The sequence below is a fragment of the Candidatus Nitrosocosmicus sp. R genome (assembly GCF_054408505.1).
Genome location: NZ_CP167090.1, coordinates 381,372 through 396,283, shown reverse-complemented (window position 1 = coordinate 396,283; position 14,912 = coordinate 381,372). Strand labels below are relative to the sequence as shown.

The window sequence follows — 14,912 nt, the reverse complement described above, 5'->3', positions numbered from 1 at the left end:
AAGTATTCATATTTTAATTGAATGCTTTGATATTTTTCAAGGGATTTGATAGTTAAAAAGCCCACCGGCTTCTATGATATCAGAAATTATTTTACTAAACGGTTTGATTGGATAAGATTCTTTTTTAGTAACGTTGAAAACAGTATTCGTGTCTAAGTTAATTTCTATTTCATCCTTATCATCTATTTTTTCCAAAATATTTTCTTCAATTTCAATTGGTAGTAAATAACCACCGTCTATAGAATTTCTGTAGAAGATTCTTGCAAAAGATGGAGACAAAATAGCTTTTATGCCCGTTTTTGATAGAGCAATTGGAGCATGTTCCCTACTAGATCCACACCCAAAATTATGACCAACCAAGAGAAAATCACCTTTTGAAACTTTGTTTATAAAATTAGTATCTAATCCTTCCATAGCATGTTTTGCAAGTTCGTCATGATCATGAATTTTTAGATACGGACCTGGAATTATAACATCCGTGTCTATATTCGGCCTATTGTATTTATGCACAGTACCTTTTAAAACCATCATAAATCCCTCGGGTCCGTTAATTTTCCGGTAATCGCTGACGCAGCTACAACCATCGGGGAGGCAAGATATGTTTGCGACGTTACATTCCCCATTCTACCTGGAAAATTTCTGTTAGTCGTGCTTGCACAAATTTCATCCTTTCCTAAAACACCCATATGAGCACCGCAACAAGCTCCACATGTAGGTGGACCAATAACTGCCCCAGACTCCATAAAAATGGTAACCAAGCCCTCTTTAATAGCCTTCATATAGATTGACTGAGCGGCAGGGAGCACCTCGGTTCGTACTTTAACTTTTTTTCCTTCCAAGATCTTGGCTGCAGATCTGAGGTCAGAAAGCTTTGCACCCGTACAAGATCCTATATAGGCTTTGTCTATTTCTGTGCCTTGAACTTCTCTTACGGGGACAACATTCTCCGGCGAGTATGGTTTTGCCACAGAAGGTTCCATTTTTTCGCAATCATAATCAAATATTTCACTAAATTCGGCATTTGGATCTCCTTTAATTAGATTGAAATCTAATGCCCCGAGTCTTGTCCTTAAATAATCTACAGTAGTGCTATCTGGTTCAATTATTCCGTTTTTTGCACCTGCCTCAGTTGTCATATTAGTTAAAGTAAATCTTTCCTCCATTTCCATACCATCTATAACACTACCACTAAATTGCATCGCCTTGTAATTTGCCCCATCAGTCCCTATATCAGAAATAATATTCAAGATAATATCTTTGGCCATAATATAATCTGGTTTTTTTCCTGTTACCTTAAACATCATAGTTTCTGGTACCTTAAACCAAATTTTGCCATGTTTTAAGACATAGGCAATATCTGTATGACCAAGCCCTGCACTAAAAGCACCAATTGCACCTGTAGTATTAGTATGTGAATCTCCACCCACATAAACTTCTCCAGGTAACACTAACCCCTCTTCATGAGAAATCGTATGACAAATGCCATATTGTCCCATTCCATACTTGAAGTGTTTCTTAATACCATATTTTTGTGCCCATTTTGTTAATTGTATCACATTGTCAGCAGAAATTCTATCGGAGGCTGGAACAAAGTGATCTTCAGAAATCCATACTTTATCAGGGTCCCATAATTTTTCCAATTTATAGCCCTTTTTTTCCAATTCCTTAAACACCTTGATAACTCCAGGACCTGATACATCATGAATCATCGCTTTATCAACGTTGGAAAAGATGATGTCTCCAGGAGTAACCGCTTTAGAATTTGAGGAATGAGCTAGGATTTTTTCGGTTAATGTCATTCCCATAGTAATATTATTAAATAGGACTGTTAATGATTAATACTTTTTGAATTTAGCTTTTGAAGAATTTAAAGTCAATCAGAATAAAATTAATTATATAGATTGTTTTGAGAAATACCATAATTTGGAAGTTATTCCCATCCACCTAGATAGAGAATCATCAGAATTTGATTTGTATGATAAAATTAGCAAGAACATAGGAAAAATAAACATCGAAGATAACGATGTGCTTGTTATATCAAGCAAATATCTTTCGATAAGTGAAGGTAGGATCAAGAAATTAACTAGGATAAAACCAAGTAGTCAGGCTATTCAAGCATCTAAACTTTATCACATAGATCCAAAAATGATGGAACTAATTCTCAGGGAGTCAGATGAAATTTTTGGTGGACTATATGGCTTTGTTCTAACATCTATTCATAAAGTGTTGGCGCCTAATGCAGGCATTGATAAGTCAAATGTGCCCAAAGGTAGTGTTGTTTTGTATCCAAAATATCCGTACCACTCCATAGAGACCCTCAAACAGAAATTTTTGGTAAATTCCTTGAAAAGGGTCGGGATAATATTGTCGGATAGTAGAATCTTACCTATGAGAAAAGGTACAGTAGGCGTTGCATTAGCTTGCTGCGGGTTTGAACCAGTAATAGACCTGAAAGGGACTTTTGATCTTTTTGGAAATGTTCTAAAATATACATCTCAAAATCTTGCCGATTGTCTGGCTTCCCTCGGGACGATGATAATGGGAGAATCTGACGCGTCTACTCCAGTCATAATAATAAGGGGATTAAATATAAAAATGACTGACAATCCTGTCTCGAGTGATACCTTGAACATGGATAGCAAATTTGACATTTATGTACGAGGACTTTCAAAGAGAACAGCTCCATCATATATTTGAAAAGTTTTAATTTTTTAAATTATAAATAGTCAAACAATATTATATCAATTGTAATTGGAGAAAAATGTTGATGGCTGAATTTTCTACATTATATCCTAGAAGAATGAATCTTCTACAAGGGATTCAGAACCTTATTAAAAGAGAAGAGGTCGAGCTGAGATCATTTATTTTTGATGGTTAAAATAAGAAAAGATGAAATTGTCAATACATTAGTTTCTGAAGGGTTTAAAATGGTAAAATTTGAACATAAAAAGCCTACTCAAATTGGTAGTGGATTCTCAAAAAAACTAAAAAAACCATGGGAAATGCATGTAAGACTCCTAGATTTTAATCAAGGTTTGATTGGAATCCATGCGGAGGTCGAAATCTCTAGAAATTATTTACAGCATATAAAATCAGTAAGAGTTCCTGTGGTATATGAAATTGAGACCATCTTAAAAAAACACCGTATCGAATATCAATTATGGCATTCAATTGTCAAGGATTACATCACAAATATTGTAGAAGATCATCAAATAAAAATTAAAACCCCCAAAATTCCGGCATTGCCATGGTTAGGAATGCTAGGATTCATTACCACCGTTGCAGTAGTATACGGTCTGAAATTTTTTATGGTATTGAAATAACTAAGGGGGACAGCTAAGACACTATTAACAAAATTTTTATTGTTATTTTTATAGACTAATATTAAAACCAATGGGAATACCAGAGAAAATCCAGGCTATTCAAGATGAGATACACAAAACTCAGATAAACAAAGCGACTGAGTTCCACGTAGGCATTCTAAAGGCCAAGATAGCAAAGTTAAAGAAAGAACAAGAGGAAAATACCCATGGAAAGACCGTCGCTACTGGAGGAGGCAGTGCGGGCTTTGACGTTAGAAAAGCCGGCGATGGCACTGTCGTCTTGATAGGATTTCCCAGTGTAGGGAAATCGACTTTATTAAATGCATTAACAAACGCAAAATCTAAAACAGCAGCATACTCATTTACTACATTAACTGCTGTTCCAGGTATGTTAGACTACAATGGTGCACGGATCCAGATTTTGGATTTACCAGGTATAATTGAAGGTGCTGCTGCAGGCAAAGGTTTGGGAAAAAGAGTATTATCTGTTGCCAGAAATGCAGATTTAGTTTTGATTGTCCTAGATGTATTCCAGATTAACCATCATGAGGTCATAAAAAAGGAACTATCGGAAATAGGAGTCAAGGTTGATGAAAAGCCTCCTGATATTATTGTAGAAAAGACTGCTACGGGAGGTATTTCGGTAAATATTCAGGTTCCAATACAAGCTGATGAAAATTTTATCAGGAATGTGATGCGAATAAACGGGATCCACAACGGTCGTATCACCATACGAGAAAGAGGTCTTACTATTGACCAGTTAATAGATGTTTTATCCGGGAATCGGGTTTACATCCCTTCGTTAGCAGTTATAAATAAAATAGATTTGGTTGATACAGAATATCTCAAGATGGCAACTTCTAAACTTAAAATTCCATATACAGCTGTGTCGGCAGACACAAACAAGAACATAGAACTTCTTAAACGGGAAATCTACAATAAATTAGACTTTGTTCGAATATATATGAAACCCAAGGGACAAGATGCCGATTTGGAAGAGCCTCTAATTATGCCTCGGAATAGTACTGTCCAGAATATTTGTAACAAGATTCACAGAAACATGGTCAGAGACTTTAAGTTCGCTCAGGTATGGGGCAAAAGCGTAAAATTTGGAGGTCAAAAGGTAGGCTTAGAACACAAAATTATTGATGAAGATGTCCTTACAATCGTAAAGAAAATAAATGCTCTTTAAATACCAAATGTTTTGGCGGCTCAGTCAAATGCCTTCTCTTCATATTGTATACGTGATAACTCTGATTCCTCATAGCCGCCTACGCATCTGTATATTATCTACCGATTATTTGATTTTTCGATTCTAAAGTGTAATATGCATTAGTTACGTTCATACGTTAAAGTATTTACCAATACTGGTTTCATAACCTGCGAAAAATTTTTGATTAGTAATGGTCATGCCTTCTTTGAGTTTGCATCAACGTATTTATCAAGAGCTTTGTTTGCAAGATAATCCGCACGACTATTTTTAGTTCTAGGAATATGCTTGTAAGTAATCTTATCATAGTTTTTTTCTAGATTTGAAATTTCTCTGGAAATTATTTTTAGTTCTTGACTTCGTATTCTGTACTTTAAGTTTCTCTGATTTATTAATAATTCACTATCTGATAGAATATTTACTTCACCATCCATGTCTGTACAGATTTCAAGTGCTCGCCGTAATGCTTCATATTCTGCTTGATTATTGGTCCGGATACCTATAAATTCACAGTGTTCTTTTATTATTTTGTCGTCATTTTTTATCATGATGCCTATTGCAGATAATCCAGGGTTTCCTCTACTTGCACCATCAATATGTACGTCCAACAACTACTATTATTAAAAAACTAGTTTACATTTATTTTTTTTATTTTACATCACAAAGATAAAAGGTATTATGTTCTGTCATCATTTCTAAAGAATTTATATTGTTAGAAGAATATTGAATTTGTGCCCAAGAGAAAGTTAAAAGAGGGGACCCCACGAAAGAATTTTTTTCAAAAAATGGGTAAAAAGGATTTACTTTTGCCTCCGATAATCATAGGGGTAGCTGTATTATTTGGACTTGTATTTACACAGATTGTTCCCCCTCCTGAAATATTGAGCGTCTGCCTCAAAGCACATTCATTGGATAGTTACAATGTTTATCCAAGGGTCCAATTGTTTGTAGACAATAAACAATATTTGTTTCCTGATAACGTAGGCAGGCAACTCGTAGAAGGGAAGGAATGTTTAAAACCAATTCATACTGATTCGATAGGTGATACTCTTCATGTTCAATATATCAGACCGGTTCATTTGTCCTTACCCGACTTGATGAAAATCTATTCATATGATAATAAAACTGTAAATTTGGTAGATAATTCAACTGGCAAATATGTAAATAGCACTCTAGAACTTGCCGATTATGACGTCCAATATTCGTATTATTCAGACAAAGGAGAGTTTACTAAAATTGAAAATAATACCGAGTTTCCACCATTTTCCAATGCTTTTTTTGGGAGGATTGATTTTATCCCAAAGTAACTGAAAAAATAAATATGAATATAGTCAAACATTTTTTGAGTTCATTTGAGCAATAAAAAAGCTGCTGTAATAAATGGTGACGGTACTGGTCCTGAATTAGTTAATGCGATGATTAAAGTTTTAAAATCATGTAATACTGACGTTGAATTAATACCATGTGATGCTGGCTCTGAATGGTGGGAAAAAAATGGGGGTAATTCTTATATCTCAAATGAGGTATGGGACACTCTAAAATCATCTGATGCTTGTTTTAAAGGTCCTACCACTACAGTCCCAAATCCCGATGCACCTAGAAGTGTTGCCGTAAGCATAAGACAAAAATTTCAACTATACGCAAACATCCGCCCGATCAAAACATACAAGATTTCGAAATTACAGCTAAATTTTATTTGTGTAAGAGAATCAACAGAAGGGCTGTATGCAGGTATTGAGTTTAAGACAAGTGATGATTCGGCCATTGCAATTAGAAAAACCACTGGAAAGGGTTGCAGGAGGGTAGTCAAAAAGGGTTTTGAACTAGCTAAAGAAAAAGGATTTAAAAAAATATTTGCAATAACTAAACGAAATATTTTGAAGGAAACCGACGGGATTTTTTGGAATGCAGTAGTGGAAACAAACAAAACATATCCAGACATCGAAGTCGAAGAATATTATATCGATAACATGACTCAACAACTAGTCAAGAATCCAGAAAGATTCAACAATAGTTTACTACTTAGTACAAATTTATTTATGGATATAATCTCTGAATGTGCATCAGGACATGTAGGGTCCATTGGCAATGTTTATTCTGGAAATTATGGTGATGCATATGCAATGTTTGAACCTGCTCACGGGAGCGCTCCAAAGCATGCTAGGCAAGACAAGGTAAATCCAGTGGCAACCATATTGTCAGGTGCTTGGATGGTCGAATACTTGGGAGAGAAACATATTTCTGAAGCAATTTTCAAAGCCACTGAACAAACGATTGATGAGGGAAAGTTTTTGACATACGATCTGGGTGGATCATCGTCATTATCAAAAATGGCAGAGGCAATTGCTCAAAGGTCAGCAGCATTAATCAAAAAGTAATCACAAAATCTATTACTAAAATCAACTGATCCCTTTTGTGTTTGCGTTTTTCCTTTTATTGTCCTAGGTTTGATCATATATCTTTTCTTTTTACTTGAGATAATTAAATCACAGAACTATATCTTACCCCAGAGAGTTCCAATATTTCTAAAGATTCAAAAAAGAACGTTTTTCTTGCGATTATTTTGGTGTTTGAAAACAATTTATTAATGAAATCATCCATTTTTTTGAGATCAGATAAGGTTGATCTCATTATCACAATTTTCCCCCTTTCGCTAAGTTGCAATTGAACTGATCTCAATAATCGAATAGTCAATTCGATACCTTTTTTTCCTCCATAAACGGTAGTATCATCAAGATTACCGAAATCCGTTGGTAAATACGGTGGATTGCTAATAATCAAATCAAATTTACATTTTAATGGTAGACTCAAATCAGAGCAAACCAACAGTTTGTTCCCAATATTTGCCAGAGTATTATTTTTGGCATACAAGATAGAATTAACATCAATATCAGTTCCTACAACAAACTCAAAGTTTGTACATAATAATCTGGTTAAGTATCCAGATCCGATACCGACCTCAAGGGCAATTTTACCTCTATAATTTGAGAGAATATCCTCCATAAAATAAGTATCCTCTGAAGGGCTGTACATGTAGTAATCGCTTAGCAAGTAAAAAGATAAACAGTTATTTAATAATATTTTAACAGAAAATTCACTTTATCGAGTTTAAAACAGGGTTAAGTGAAAATCGTTCTTTGAATATATTTGTGATTTTATGTTATATCATATTTTTGATCATCTTACAACAATTTCTCCCTTCATTTCGGGATGAAAAGAGCAATAATATGTGTAGTTGCCTGTTTTATTACTTGCAATTCCTGTTATAAAATCTTGCTCAGTTGTCAAGTAGGCGGTATTGATGCCTAGTTCCTCAGAAATGAAATCATGTTTCACAAAGTCTTTATTAAGAATTATTAGTCTAGTAGGTTGACTTGCATTCACATATAAAGTTGGATTGGTCTGGTTAAAGGCATTATTTTGAGCTATTAATAGAATTGAATCATTTGACTTTTGAATATTTTTTTCCTGAGGAGTATTTAATAAATTACCAATGCCCCATAAACCACCAACTACTATGAATGAAATGGCTATGATAGCAATGATATTATGTATCAAGTACGTTAATTATTGCTATACTACCAATAAATATCTTGAATGAAAGAATTTTTCCTGTCTAACTACTTACATTTTTCTTAAAGCACAATATTACAAAATGCTAAATTGAAACCCATAGTACTTAATAACCAAGTTCATCTCTGTTCTGAAATACTTTCAATAGATATTCTATCGATTTATTTTCATCCTTGTGCACTTCTTTTTGTTCTGAGGCTCTCGTTTCGAGAGTAGATTTAGCTAGATGATATTTTTTCAAAGCCAGCATCACATCATCGATAGTATCTATATCCAGCTTCAAATTCTCGTGGTAAAATATTTTTAGTGAGACTCCATTATCTAGAGCTTTTCTAAAATGGTTGAAAAAACTGTTATTATCAAAGCTCGTATCTATTATCGAATGCGGTTTTCTCAACAATATGTTGGTTCCATCGAATCTATTTGAAGGAACCATACTAATAATTTCTTTAAAGTCATGTGCGAAAGAAATGATCTCTCTTATTTCTTTTAGCGTTAGCAGTGGTATATCTATTGGGATCACAATCGAGCTATCAAATTTGTTTTTCTTTATATAATAATCTGCAATTTTAACAGCATCATTTACTCCGTTGCTCCGACCTTCAGATAACACTATTGCTTTTTCTCTTGATTTCGCCGGTATCTTAATAATTTCATTTGTAACCAAAATCATATTACATTCTTCTAACTCGGACATTTTTTCAATCAAATCATTTACCATAAGGTTACAAAGCCAAGCTCTTTGTTCTTGGCTAAGAAATCCGCTCAACCGTGTCTTACTCTTTTCAAATCTTTTTATCGGAATAATTATTGCAGTTCTTGTGTTGCTCAAAAAATAACCCTAGTCTATTCTTAAAAATTAGAAATTATATACCGCGCCAGTGATGTTTCTTTTCTTAAATTCGTCATAAGGATGTCAGAATAACAAAAGTTTATTTCAGGATAATCGTTTTTTAGTTTATTTTCAATTTCAGATTCATCAAGTTTATCGAAGATCATTGTATTAGCAATTTCTGAATAAAAGTCAATTAACCCCCTCAAATTAGGAGAGATATTCTTCGCCTTCATATAAATTTCACATGGGCCACTGACTGCTCTATTAGATATAAGGGGAGAAATCATAACAATTTTATTTTTTAACTTCTTCAAAAGGTTTTTCATACCAGGTATGCTTATTATTGGCCCAATGCTGGTGATCGGATTTCCGGGAGCAAATAAGATCAATCTTGATTCTTCAAGTGTTTTTTGAGCTTGTAAAGTAACCCTGGCTTTTTCAATGTTATTGTAAATAATGTCATGCACCGGCACCGAACCTTTGTATTTTATCCAGTATTCTTGTAAATGAATTCGTTTGTTGCCTTCAACCACCATGTTTGATTCATAATGAGTATCAGAGGCAGGAGCTACGAGTAGTGATAGACCATATTTGTCTGTAAAGAAATTGGTGATTTCAGTTAAACTCCGCCCCTCTTGTAATAGCTGTGTTCTCAAAACATGGGTTGTCAAATCTTTATCCCCGAGATTAAACCATGTTTCAGTCCCAAGAGCATTCATATATTTTAAGAAATTAAAAGAATCTCTTTTTATCCCCCAGCCCTTCTTTTTGTCCAAATTATTACTGAGTCCATAGATTATCGTATCGATATCTGGACAAATATAGAGTCCATAATGCCAAAAGTTATCTGCGACATTTGAAATAATTGAAATATTTTCTGATTCCTTATACATTCCTCTAACTAATTTAACAGAACCTGTTCCCCCGGCTAAAATGGTAATCAATATTACAGTTCTATTTTTTTCTTTTTTTTATTCTTTGTTTTTTTTCTGTTTGTTATGTTATGATTTTTTTACTTTTATAGTAGATAAAATATAATTTTTAATTCTAAATATGCAGTATTCAATGTGAATTCACCTCAAGTAAGGATATTTCAATAAGCTTATAAACAGGCTAAATGGAATTCAAAAATATTGAAATTAAGGTCTCTAAATTATGTAATAGTATTATTGGCTATTGTTTTTTTTAGCGGGATTATTAATCAAAGCTTTGCTATACAAATGGAAGCAGGAGTCTCACCTGCAATAAATACAGCGGACGCTTCCTATACAGGTGATAGAATTCTTACCTTAAAGTATCCCGCTAATAGCACTATGTCACAACTCTTAGATGGAAATAAAACATCAATCTCATTTTCATTGAATTCTTCAGATAGCAGTAATGGCGTATCTGAGATTTTGGATAAAATAAACAATGAATTACTTTCTCAAAAACAAAGTTTAGTAAAATTTGAAAACGGCACACTAGATTATAAAGCAACCCTTAATGGAGGACCCACAACTTCAACTGTTTCATACCAGGTGGAATTGCATCCACTTATTACTAACCTTGTAACTGGATCAAACGGATCTACTTCATCTATTTTGGATGTAGATTGGAGAAGTATTGCATTGGAAGAACCATTGATAGTAAATACTGAAGAATATGGTCAGATTGACATTAATCATCCTATAGGAGGTTTGGAAAAACTAGCTCCAGAGGTAGCTACTAAAATTCAAAATACAACTTTAGCTCCTGCATTTGAAACCCCAATTATGGATTTTGCAGATTTTGGATCGTCAATGAATAACTGGCACTTTTTGTTTGACGCAACTGGTGCTCAAGCAGGTGCAGCAGGTTTTGGGTTTTCTGTCACTGAGGGAGGATCAAAGATAGTTTCGATATATTCTTTAGGGGAGAGTAGTTTCAGGGAAGGAACACACACAGTAAAACAAACTTCTGATTCAGCCGATATTGATGGAGTAAATGTTGAAGTTGATGGTTTAACAGCTCCTCCAAGTGGACAGATGCAGATAGGGGGATTCTCTCAAGTTCAACAATCAGGAGATAAAGAATATCTCCTTGTATCATCCGTAGCACCCCAAGGTGTGGCTACATCTTCGGGTAGCTTTCCCATACAAGTCATATTGATATTTGGAGCGATGATGGCAGGAGTGGCAATCCTAGTACTAGTAAAAGCAAGGAAATAATCAATAGAATTTAATAATTTTTTTGTTGTTTGTATTTATAGAAAATGGTCTATATTTTTGTCAACAGATTTAGATAGTCTATTTTCACTTTTTAGATAGTAAGTACCAATATCCTGAGTAGTATCTATCGTTATAATATTAGGTTGAATAATCAAGCTCCCCGAATATCTAGATTTACCGAATCCAATAACCTCCTTATTATGGTTTAATATTATAACTTGCTGATTTTCTTTTATATCTTTGAAAAACGAAAGAATTGAACTTCCCATTGTGTCCCTACCAAAAACTATTAGATTTTCAGCCTTAGTATTGATGATAACATGAGGATAATCCATATTTTTGTTGTGTTTGACTACGAATTCGGCAAAATTTAAACCTGGAGAAAATTTCTTGTTCTTAATAGTACCGATTTTCATACCGATACTAATAGGAATTAATTTTTTAAACAGCATATCGTTATATTTAACGTTGGAATGAACGAAAACTTCTTCAGTTCTCTTTATTTTTATTTCCGACTCAGCGAATTCAATACCATGTGGGTACTCTAATTCTAAGGCATGAATTCGTCCCTGATTATTGTCGTTATATTTTCCGTCTGCATTACTACTATTACCACTTGAATGGTTACGTAGAATTTTGTTTGGGATGGCATCATGTTTTGAAATGTTTGTCTTTTGATCACTAATAGCGGTATCTAAAGGTAAGGTTCGGATTAATATTCTTAGTGTTCCAAAAATTTCAAAAATTCCCCAATTATTAAAGGATCTTTTTAAAATCGTTTCTTCAACATTAGTCAAATTTCTAAAAGTCATTTTAGTTCGGTTTCTTCCTTATTTTTGCTATAAAAAATCCGTTGGTTGAATGGATATGAGGATAGAACCTTTTGGTAAATATCATTTTCTCGTCGAATTGGTACTTTGAAAAGTTGGTCAAACCATTCATTCCATAATTTAATGGCTCGAGTATTGCATTTTTGTGATTGTTTAGGAGATGTTGTATTATCATCTCATTTTCTTCTGGGGCAAAGGAACAAGTGCAATATATCAAAAGTCCGTCTGGTTTCAAAACATTAAAACCAGATACTATCATTTTTTTTTGCCTGTTACTGCAGGTTTCCAAATCTACTAAATTACGACTTTTCTTTCTAGAATTGTCTTTCATAATAACCCCTTCACAGGTACAAGGAGCATCAAGCAGTACCCTATCAAAATGTAATTCAAGTTCGTTTATCTCTTCTGCATTAATATTAAGCACTATTGTATTTTGCACAAAACAACGTGACAAGTTAAAAAGTAGAGGTGCAAGTCTGTTAGAGTTTAATTCGCATGCGAAAATTGCTCCCTTATTATTTAATTTTTGAGCGATATGAGTTGTCTTGCCCCCAGGTGCCGCAGCCATATCTAATACAACCAAATCGGATCCAGCATGAATTTCTAATTCCTCTACTGCAATGCACGAGCTCAAATCCTGAATGTAATAGTATCCTTTCAAATATTCAATCGTTGAACCTATACTAGGCTGTTTGGACCTAAGGTCACTATCTTTGCTAGACTGCAAATCGTAATCTTTTTGCATGATAACAACGTCCTTATTGTCATGGTTATCATCACTATTTTTATTATCAATTGTAATCCCAGCGTCCTTAATTCGAATACTCCCGAACCCAGGGTTCTTTATCTCAAATACTTCTTTTAGAATTGTTTCGCTTAAGTGATAGCCCTTCTCATTGAGTCGCCTTTTTAGTTCTTGTGGGTTAGTTCTTAGCGTATTTACTCTTATATAATAATGCAAGTTTTTACTATTATGGATATAATCTAGCATCTTTTCAGGATAAGGAATAAAATTTAGAAATCTAGATATCATCCACTCTTTATATCCATATCTTTTTGATAGGAACCTCGAATGATCGTTACCCGTTAAGAGCGCTGGACAGTCTAAATTATCATCCATTCTATACTACAATTTATCGGTAGTGACAATTAGAATTAATAGATTTTCGAAGTTTATTCGAAGATAAATAGTATGGGATTCAAAATGGAAAAGTTTCCCTTATGAATCCCACATCGTGTGTCCTAGTAGTAACCCTCCTTTTGTTTTAAGCAAGATTTAGCTAAGCAGCCTACCTGAGTGTATGTACGGGTTCCTAACTCTGTTTGGCCTTTCTCCACCTAGGTCGACAGTTTCACTCCAAGGTTGAAATCACTCAGATTATTAATCATCATTGCCTTTGATCTCAACTGGATCCTTTTCTATTTCGTTGCCAGAAGTCTCCTTCTAATTATCGCTAATTCAGGTGCCCGTAGTGAGGGAGGAGTTTCCTCTTCGTTATATATTGCTAGAAGTAACTTGCTCGCTAGCTCACAAGTAAAAATGAAACTCTAAAGTTATTAACTTTCTCATTTACTAGTTGTTTTTAGAATATTCTTTCTAGTTGAAGATATAATTAATACTCTTTTCCAAGTCCAAAAAGATTGATATTGAAATATTTTTGAATATATGAACTAATTTGTATTAACGAAATTATCCTTCCAGTGTAATTTGATTTTAATGCAGTACTTTTCGTAGAATTTGTTGTTAGGAGTTGAATATGTGTGGAAAGTAATCCTTTTCTATCGTTATGATCTCATCTTCTCCTAGTGCATGAGAATAATCCTCCAAGATTTCGGAGTTTAAATCCAGAAATGTATGTCCCCACTTAAATTTATTTAAAATTTCTCTAGACATTTCTTTGTAATTCAAAATATACAATGCTGCGGATATGGCTTCAACAGTTGAAAGCATTCCTAATTTGGCATAATTGGTAGGATTTCCGGCCAATAAAGCAGGAAGCTTCCTATTATTAAAGAATTTTTTGGACGTATTAATTACCTGAGGTGCTAATTTCCAAGAGCAATCAATAGCGCAAATGCCTCTAAATTTTTTCATATCATTAGGGATAACCATTTTTTCAGCGAAAGGGTTGAGTACCAAAAATGTGGTAGGAACCCTTCTTACTTCCTTAACCATCTTAAATTTAACAAGTCGTGATGCTGTACACTTGTTTGGATCATCCTGCCTATACATTAGTACAGCTAATTCTAAAGGTATCGCACGGGATTCACTCATCTTTTAATTTTTCTTTCTCCTCTTCCTGTTTATCCTTTTTACCTCCACGAATGAATGAATATATCAATAATCCAGCAATTATAGCCATTATGATATAGTTTACAGGGGGTTTCAAAACCTGAGGAATGATACCCACCTGTGGGATTGTATAGATAACTTTCCCTACATAGTTCTCCTTTGTTATCGGAAAATCTATTCCAGGAATGGAACATTCGTTTGCATCTCCTTTTGTCAAAATTGTTTTTTCCTGTATGACTTCATTTATGGCAATAGGAGCACAAAGGATCACGTTTCCTGTCAAATTATTCCCTTTCTCAATGATGGCTGATACCCGGTGCACAATGGTCTTATTTTCTTCCGCTGGATCCGGGGCTTTAAAAACGATGATATCACCTATATTCGCATTAGCAAAAGTGCTATTGTCCTTTTCCCAAACTATTATCAAATCATTTATGTTGAGTACAGGGATCATGCTACCACTTGCCACTACATAAAACGGATTAGAGTCGGCCAATAGAGTCCTAATAGAAATAAATGCTATAGCAAAGACTACAACAATGATTATGATTATCTTTATATCTTTCCTCTTGTTATCCTTGTTCTTTTTTGACAACTTGTAATAAATAATTTGGATTTTAAACCTTACATAAACATTCTGTTTAAATTTTAATTCTCTC

General features: G+C 34.0%; 17 protein-coding genes and 1 other RNA gene. 6 read left to right on the top strand and 12 right to left on the bottom strand.

What is annotated here, in order from left to right:
• Positions 1-36 precede the first annotated feature (36 nt).
• Positions 37-528, bottom strand: a complete 492-nt coding sequence (locus tag AAGU22_RS02060; protein WP_458721726.1) for a LeuD/DmdB family oxidoreductase small subunit — start codon at positions 526-528, stop codon at positions 37-39.
• Positions 528-1,799, bottom strand: a complete 1,272-nt coding sequence (locus tag AAGU22_RS02055) for a 3-isopropylmalate dehydratase large subunit (RefSeq protein ID WP_458720586.1) — start codon at positions 1,797-1,799, stop codon at positions 528-530. The genes AAGU22_RS02060 and AAGU22_RS02055 overlap by 1 nt, the downstream gene beginning before the upstream one ends.
• A 124-nt stretch (positions 1,800-1,923) precedes the next feature.
• On the opposite strand from AAGU22_RS02055, the gene AAGU22_RS02050 reads away from it, so the two are divergent.
• From AAGU22_RS02050 to AAGU22_RS02040, 3 genes are all read left to right on the top strand, one after another.
• Positions 1,924-2,697, top strand: a complete 774-nt coding sequence (locus AAGU22_RS02050) for a coenzyme F420-0:L-glutamate ligase (protein WP_458720585.1) — start codon at positions 1,924-1,926, stop codon at positions 2,695-2,697.
• Between the two features lie 173 nt (positions 2,698-2,870).
• A complete protein-coding gene (locus tag AAGU22_RS02045; protein ID WP_458720584.1) occupies positions 2,871-3,323 on the top strand; it encodes a hypothetical protein in 453 nt (150 codons plus the stop codon).
• A 70-nt stretch (positions 3,324-3,393) separates the two neighbouring features.
• Positions 3,394-4,515: an OBG GTPase family GTP-binding protein gene (locus AAGU22_RS02040; protein ID WP_458720583.1), complete on the top strand. Its 1,122-nt coding sequence runs from the start codon at positions 3,394-3,396 to the stop codon at positions 4,513-4,515.
• A gap of 215 nt (positions 4,516-4,730) precedes the next feature.
• Here the strand turns inward: AAGU22_RS02040 and AAGU22_RS02035 are convergent, their stop codons facing one another.
• Positions 4,731-5,144 (bottom strand): ribonuclease HI family protein, encoded by a 414-nt coding sequence (locus AAGU22_RS02035; protein ID WP_458720582.1) that lies wholly within the window; start codon positions 5,142-5,144, stop codon positions 4,731-4,733.
• A gap of 120 nt (positions 5,145-5,264) precedes the next feature.
• On the opposite strand from AAGU22_RS02035, the gene AAGU22_RS02030 reads away from it, so the two are divergent.
• Complete coding sequence (locus AAGU22_RS02030) at positions 5,265-5,840, top strand: hypothetical protein (RefSeq protein ID WP_458720581.1); 576 nt, start codon at positions 5,265-5,267, stop codon at positions 5,838-5,840.
• Positions 5,841-5,885: 45 nt separating this feature from the next.
• Positions 5,886-6,911, top strand: a complete 1,026-nt coding sequence (locus tag AAGU22_RS02025) for an isocitrate/isopropylmalate dehydrogenase family protein (RefSeq protein ID WP_458720580.1) — start codon at positions 5,886-5,888, stop codon at positions 6,909-6,911.
• 103 nt (positions 6,912-7,014) lie between these two features.
• Here the strand turns inward: AAGU22_RS02025 and AAGU22_RS02020 are convergent, their stop codons facing one another.
• From AAGU22_RS02020 to cofD, 4 genes are all read right to left on the bottom strand, one after another.
• Entirely contained in the window at positions 7,015-7,566 is a 552-nt protein-coding gene (locus AAGU22_RS02020; protein ID WP_458721725.1) for a HemK2/MTQ2 family protein methyltransferase, read from the bottom strand.
• Positions 7,567-7,710: 144 nt separating this feature from the next.
• A complete protein-coding gene (locus tag AAGU22_RS02015) occupies positions 7,711-8,091 on the bottom strand; it encodes a cupredoxin domain-containing protein (RefSeq protein WP_458720579.1) in 381 nt (126 codons plus the stop codon).
• A gap of 121 nt (positions 8,092-8,212) precedes the next feature.
• On the bottom strand, positions 8,213-8,938 hold the full coding sequence (cofC, locus tag AAGU22_RS02010) for a 2-phospho-L-lactate guanylyltransferase (RefSeq protein WP_458720578.1): 726 nt from the start codon (positions 8,936-8,938) through the stop codon (positions 8,213-8,215).
• Positions 8,939-8,958: 20 nt separating this feature from the next.
• Positions 8,959-9,885, bottom strand: a complete 927-nt coding sequence (gene cofD / locus AAGU22_RS02005) for a 2-phospho-L-lactate transferase (RefSeq protein ID WP_458720577.1) — start codon at positions 9,883-9,885, stop codon at positions 8,959-8,961.
• A 189-nt stretch (positions 9,886-10,074) separates the two neighbouring features.
• On the opposite strand from cofD, the gene AAGU22_RS02000 reads away from it, so the two are divergent.
• A complete protein-coding gene (locus tag AAGU22_RS02000; RefSeq protein ID WP_458720576.1) occupies positions 10,075-11,130 on the top strand; it encodes a hypothetical protein in 1,056 nt (351 codons plus the stop codon).
• A 35-nt stretch (positions 11,131-11,165) separates the two neighbouring features.
• Here the strand turns inward: AAGU22_RS02000 and AAGU22_RS01995 are convergent, their stop codons facing one another.
• The 5 genes from AAGU22_RS01995 to AAGU22_RS01975 all read right to left on the bottom strand — a co-directional run bounded on the left by AAGU22_RS01995 (position 11,166) and on the right by AAGU22_RS01975 (position 14,848).
• On the bottom strand, positions 11,166-11,942 hold the full coding sequence (locus AAGU22_RS01995) for a hypothetical protein (RefSeq protein ID WP_458720575.1): 777 nt from the start codon (positions 11,940-11,942) through the stop codon (positions 11,166-11,168).
• 1 nt (position 11,943) lies between these two features.
• Positions 11,944-13,080, bottom strand: coding sequence for an NOL1/NOP2/sun family putative RNA methylase (locus AAGU22_RS01990; RefSeq protein ID WP_458720574.1), 1,137 nt, complete (start codon positions 13,078-13,080; stop codon positions 11,944-11,946).
• 117 nt (positions 13,081-13,197) lie between these two features.
• Positions 13,198-13,492, bottom strand: an RNA gene (gene rnpB / locus AAGU22_RS01985) — RNase P RNA component.
• 212 nt (positions 13,493-13,704) lie between these two features.
• The gene (locus tag AAGU22_RS01980) at positions 13,705-14,235 is read right to left on the bottom strand and encodes a DUF367 family protein (protein ID WP_458720573.1); all 531 of its coding nucleotides are present in this window, start codon (positions 14,233-14,235) and stop codon (positions 13,705-13,707) included.
• Entirely contained in the window at positions 14,228-14,848 is a 621-nt protein-coding gene (locus AAGU22_RS01975) for a signal peptidase I (RefSeq protein WP_458720572.1), read from the bottom strand. The genes AAGU22_RS01980 and AAGU22_RS01975 overlap by 8 nt, the downstream gene beginning before the upstream one ends.
• Positions 14,849-14,912 lie beyond the last annotated feature (64 nt).

Bases quoted from the DNA above. Each gene is read 5' to 3' on its own strand.
- AAGU22_RS02060 (WP_458721726.1), bottom strand. From the start codon at position 528: ATGGTTTTAAAAGGTACTGTGCATAAATACAATAGGCCGAATATAGAC.
- AAGU22_RS02055 (WP_458720586.1), bottom strand. From the start codon at position 1,799: ATGACATTAACCGAAAAAATCCTAGCTCATTCCTCAAATTCTAAAGCG.
- AAGU22_RS02045 (WP_458720584.1), top strand. From the start codon at position 2,871: ATGGTTAAAATAAGAAAAGATGAAATTGTCAATACATTAGTTTCTGAA.
- AAGU22_RS02040 (WP_458720583.1), top strand. From the start codon at position 3,394: ATGGGAATACCAGAGAAAATCCAGGCTATTCAAGATGAGATACACAAA.
- AAGU22_RS02020 (WP_458721725.1), bottom strand. From the start codon at position 7,566: ATGTACAGCCCTTCAGAGGATACTTATTTTATGGAGGATATTCTCTCA.
- AAGU22_RS01995 (WP_458720575.1), bottom strand. From the start codon at position 11,942: ATGACTTTTAGAAATTTGACTAATGTTGAAGAAACGATTTTAAAAAGA.
- AAGU22_RS01990 (WP_458720574.1), bottom strand. From the start codon at position 13,080: ATGGATGATAATTTAGACTGTCCAGCGCTCTTAACGGGTAACGATCAT.
- AAGU22_RS01980 (WP_458720573.1), bottom strand. From the start codon at position 14,235: ATGAGTGAATCCCGTGCGATACCTTTAGAATTAGCTGTACTAATGTAT.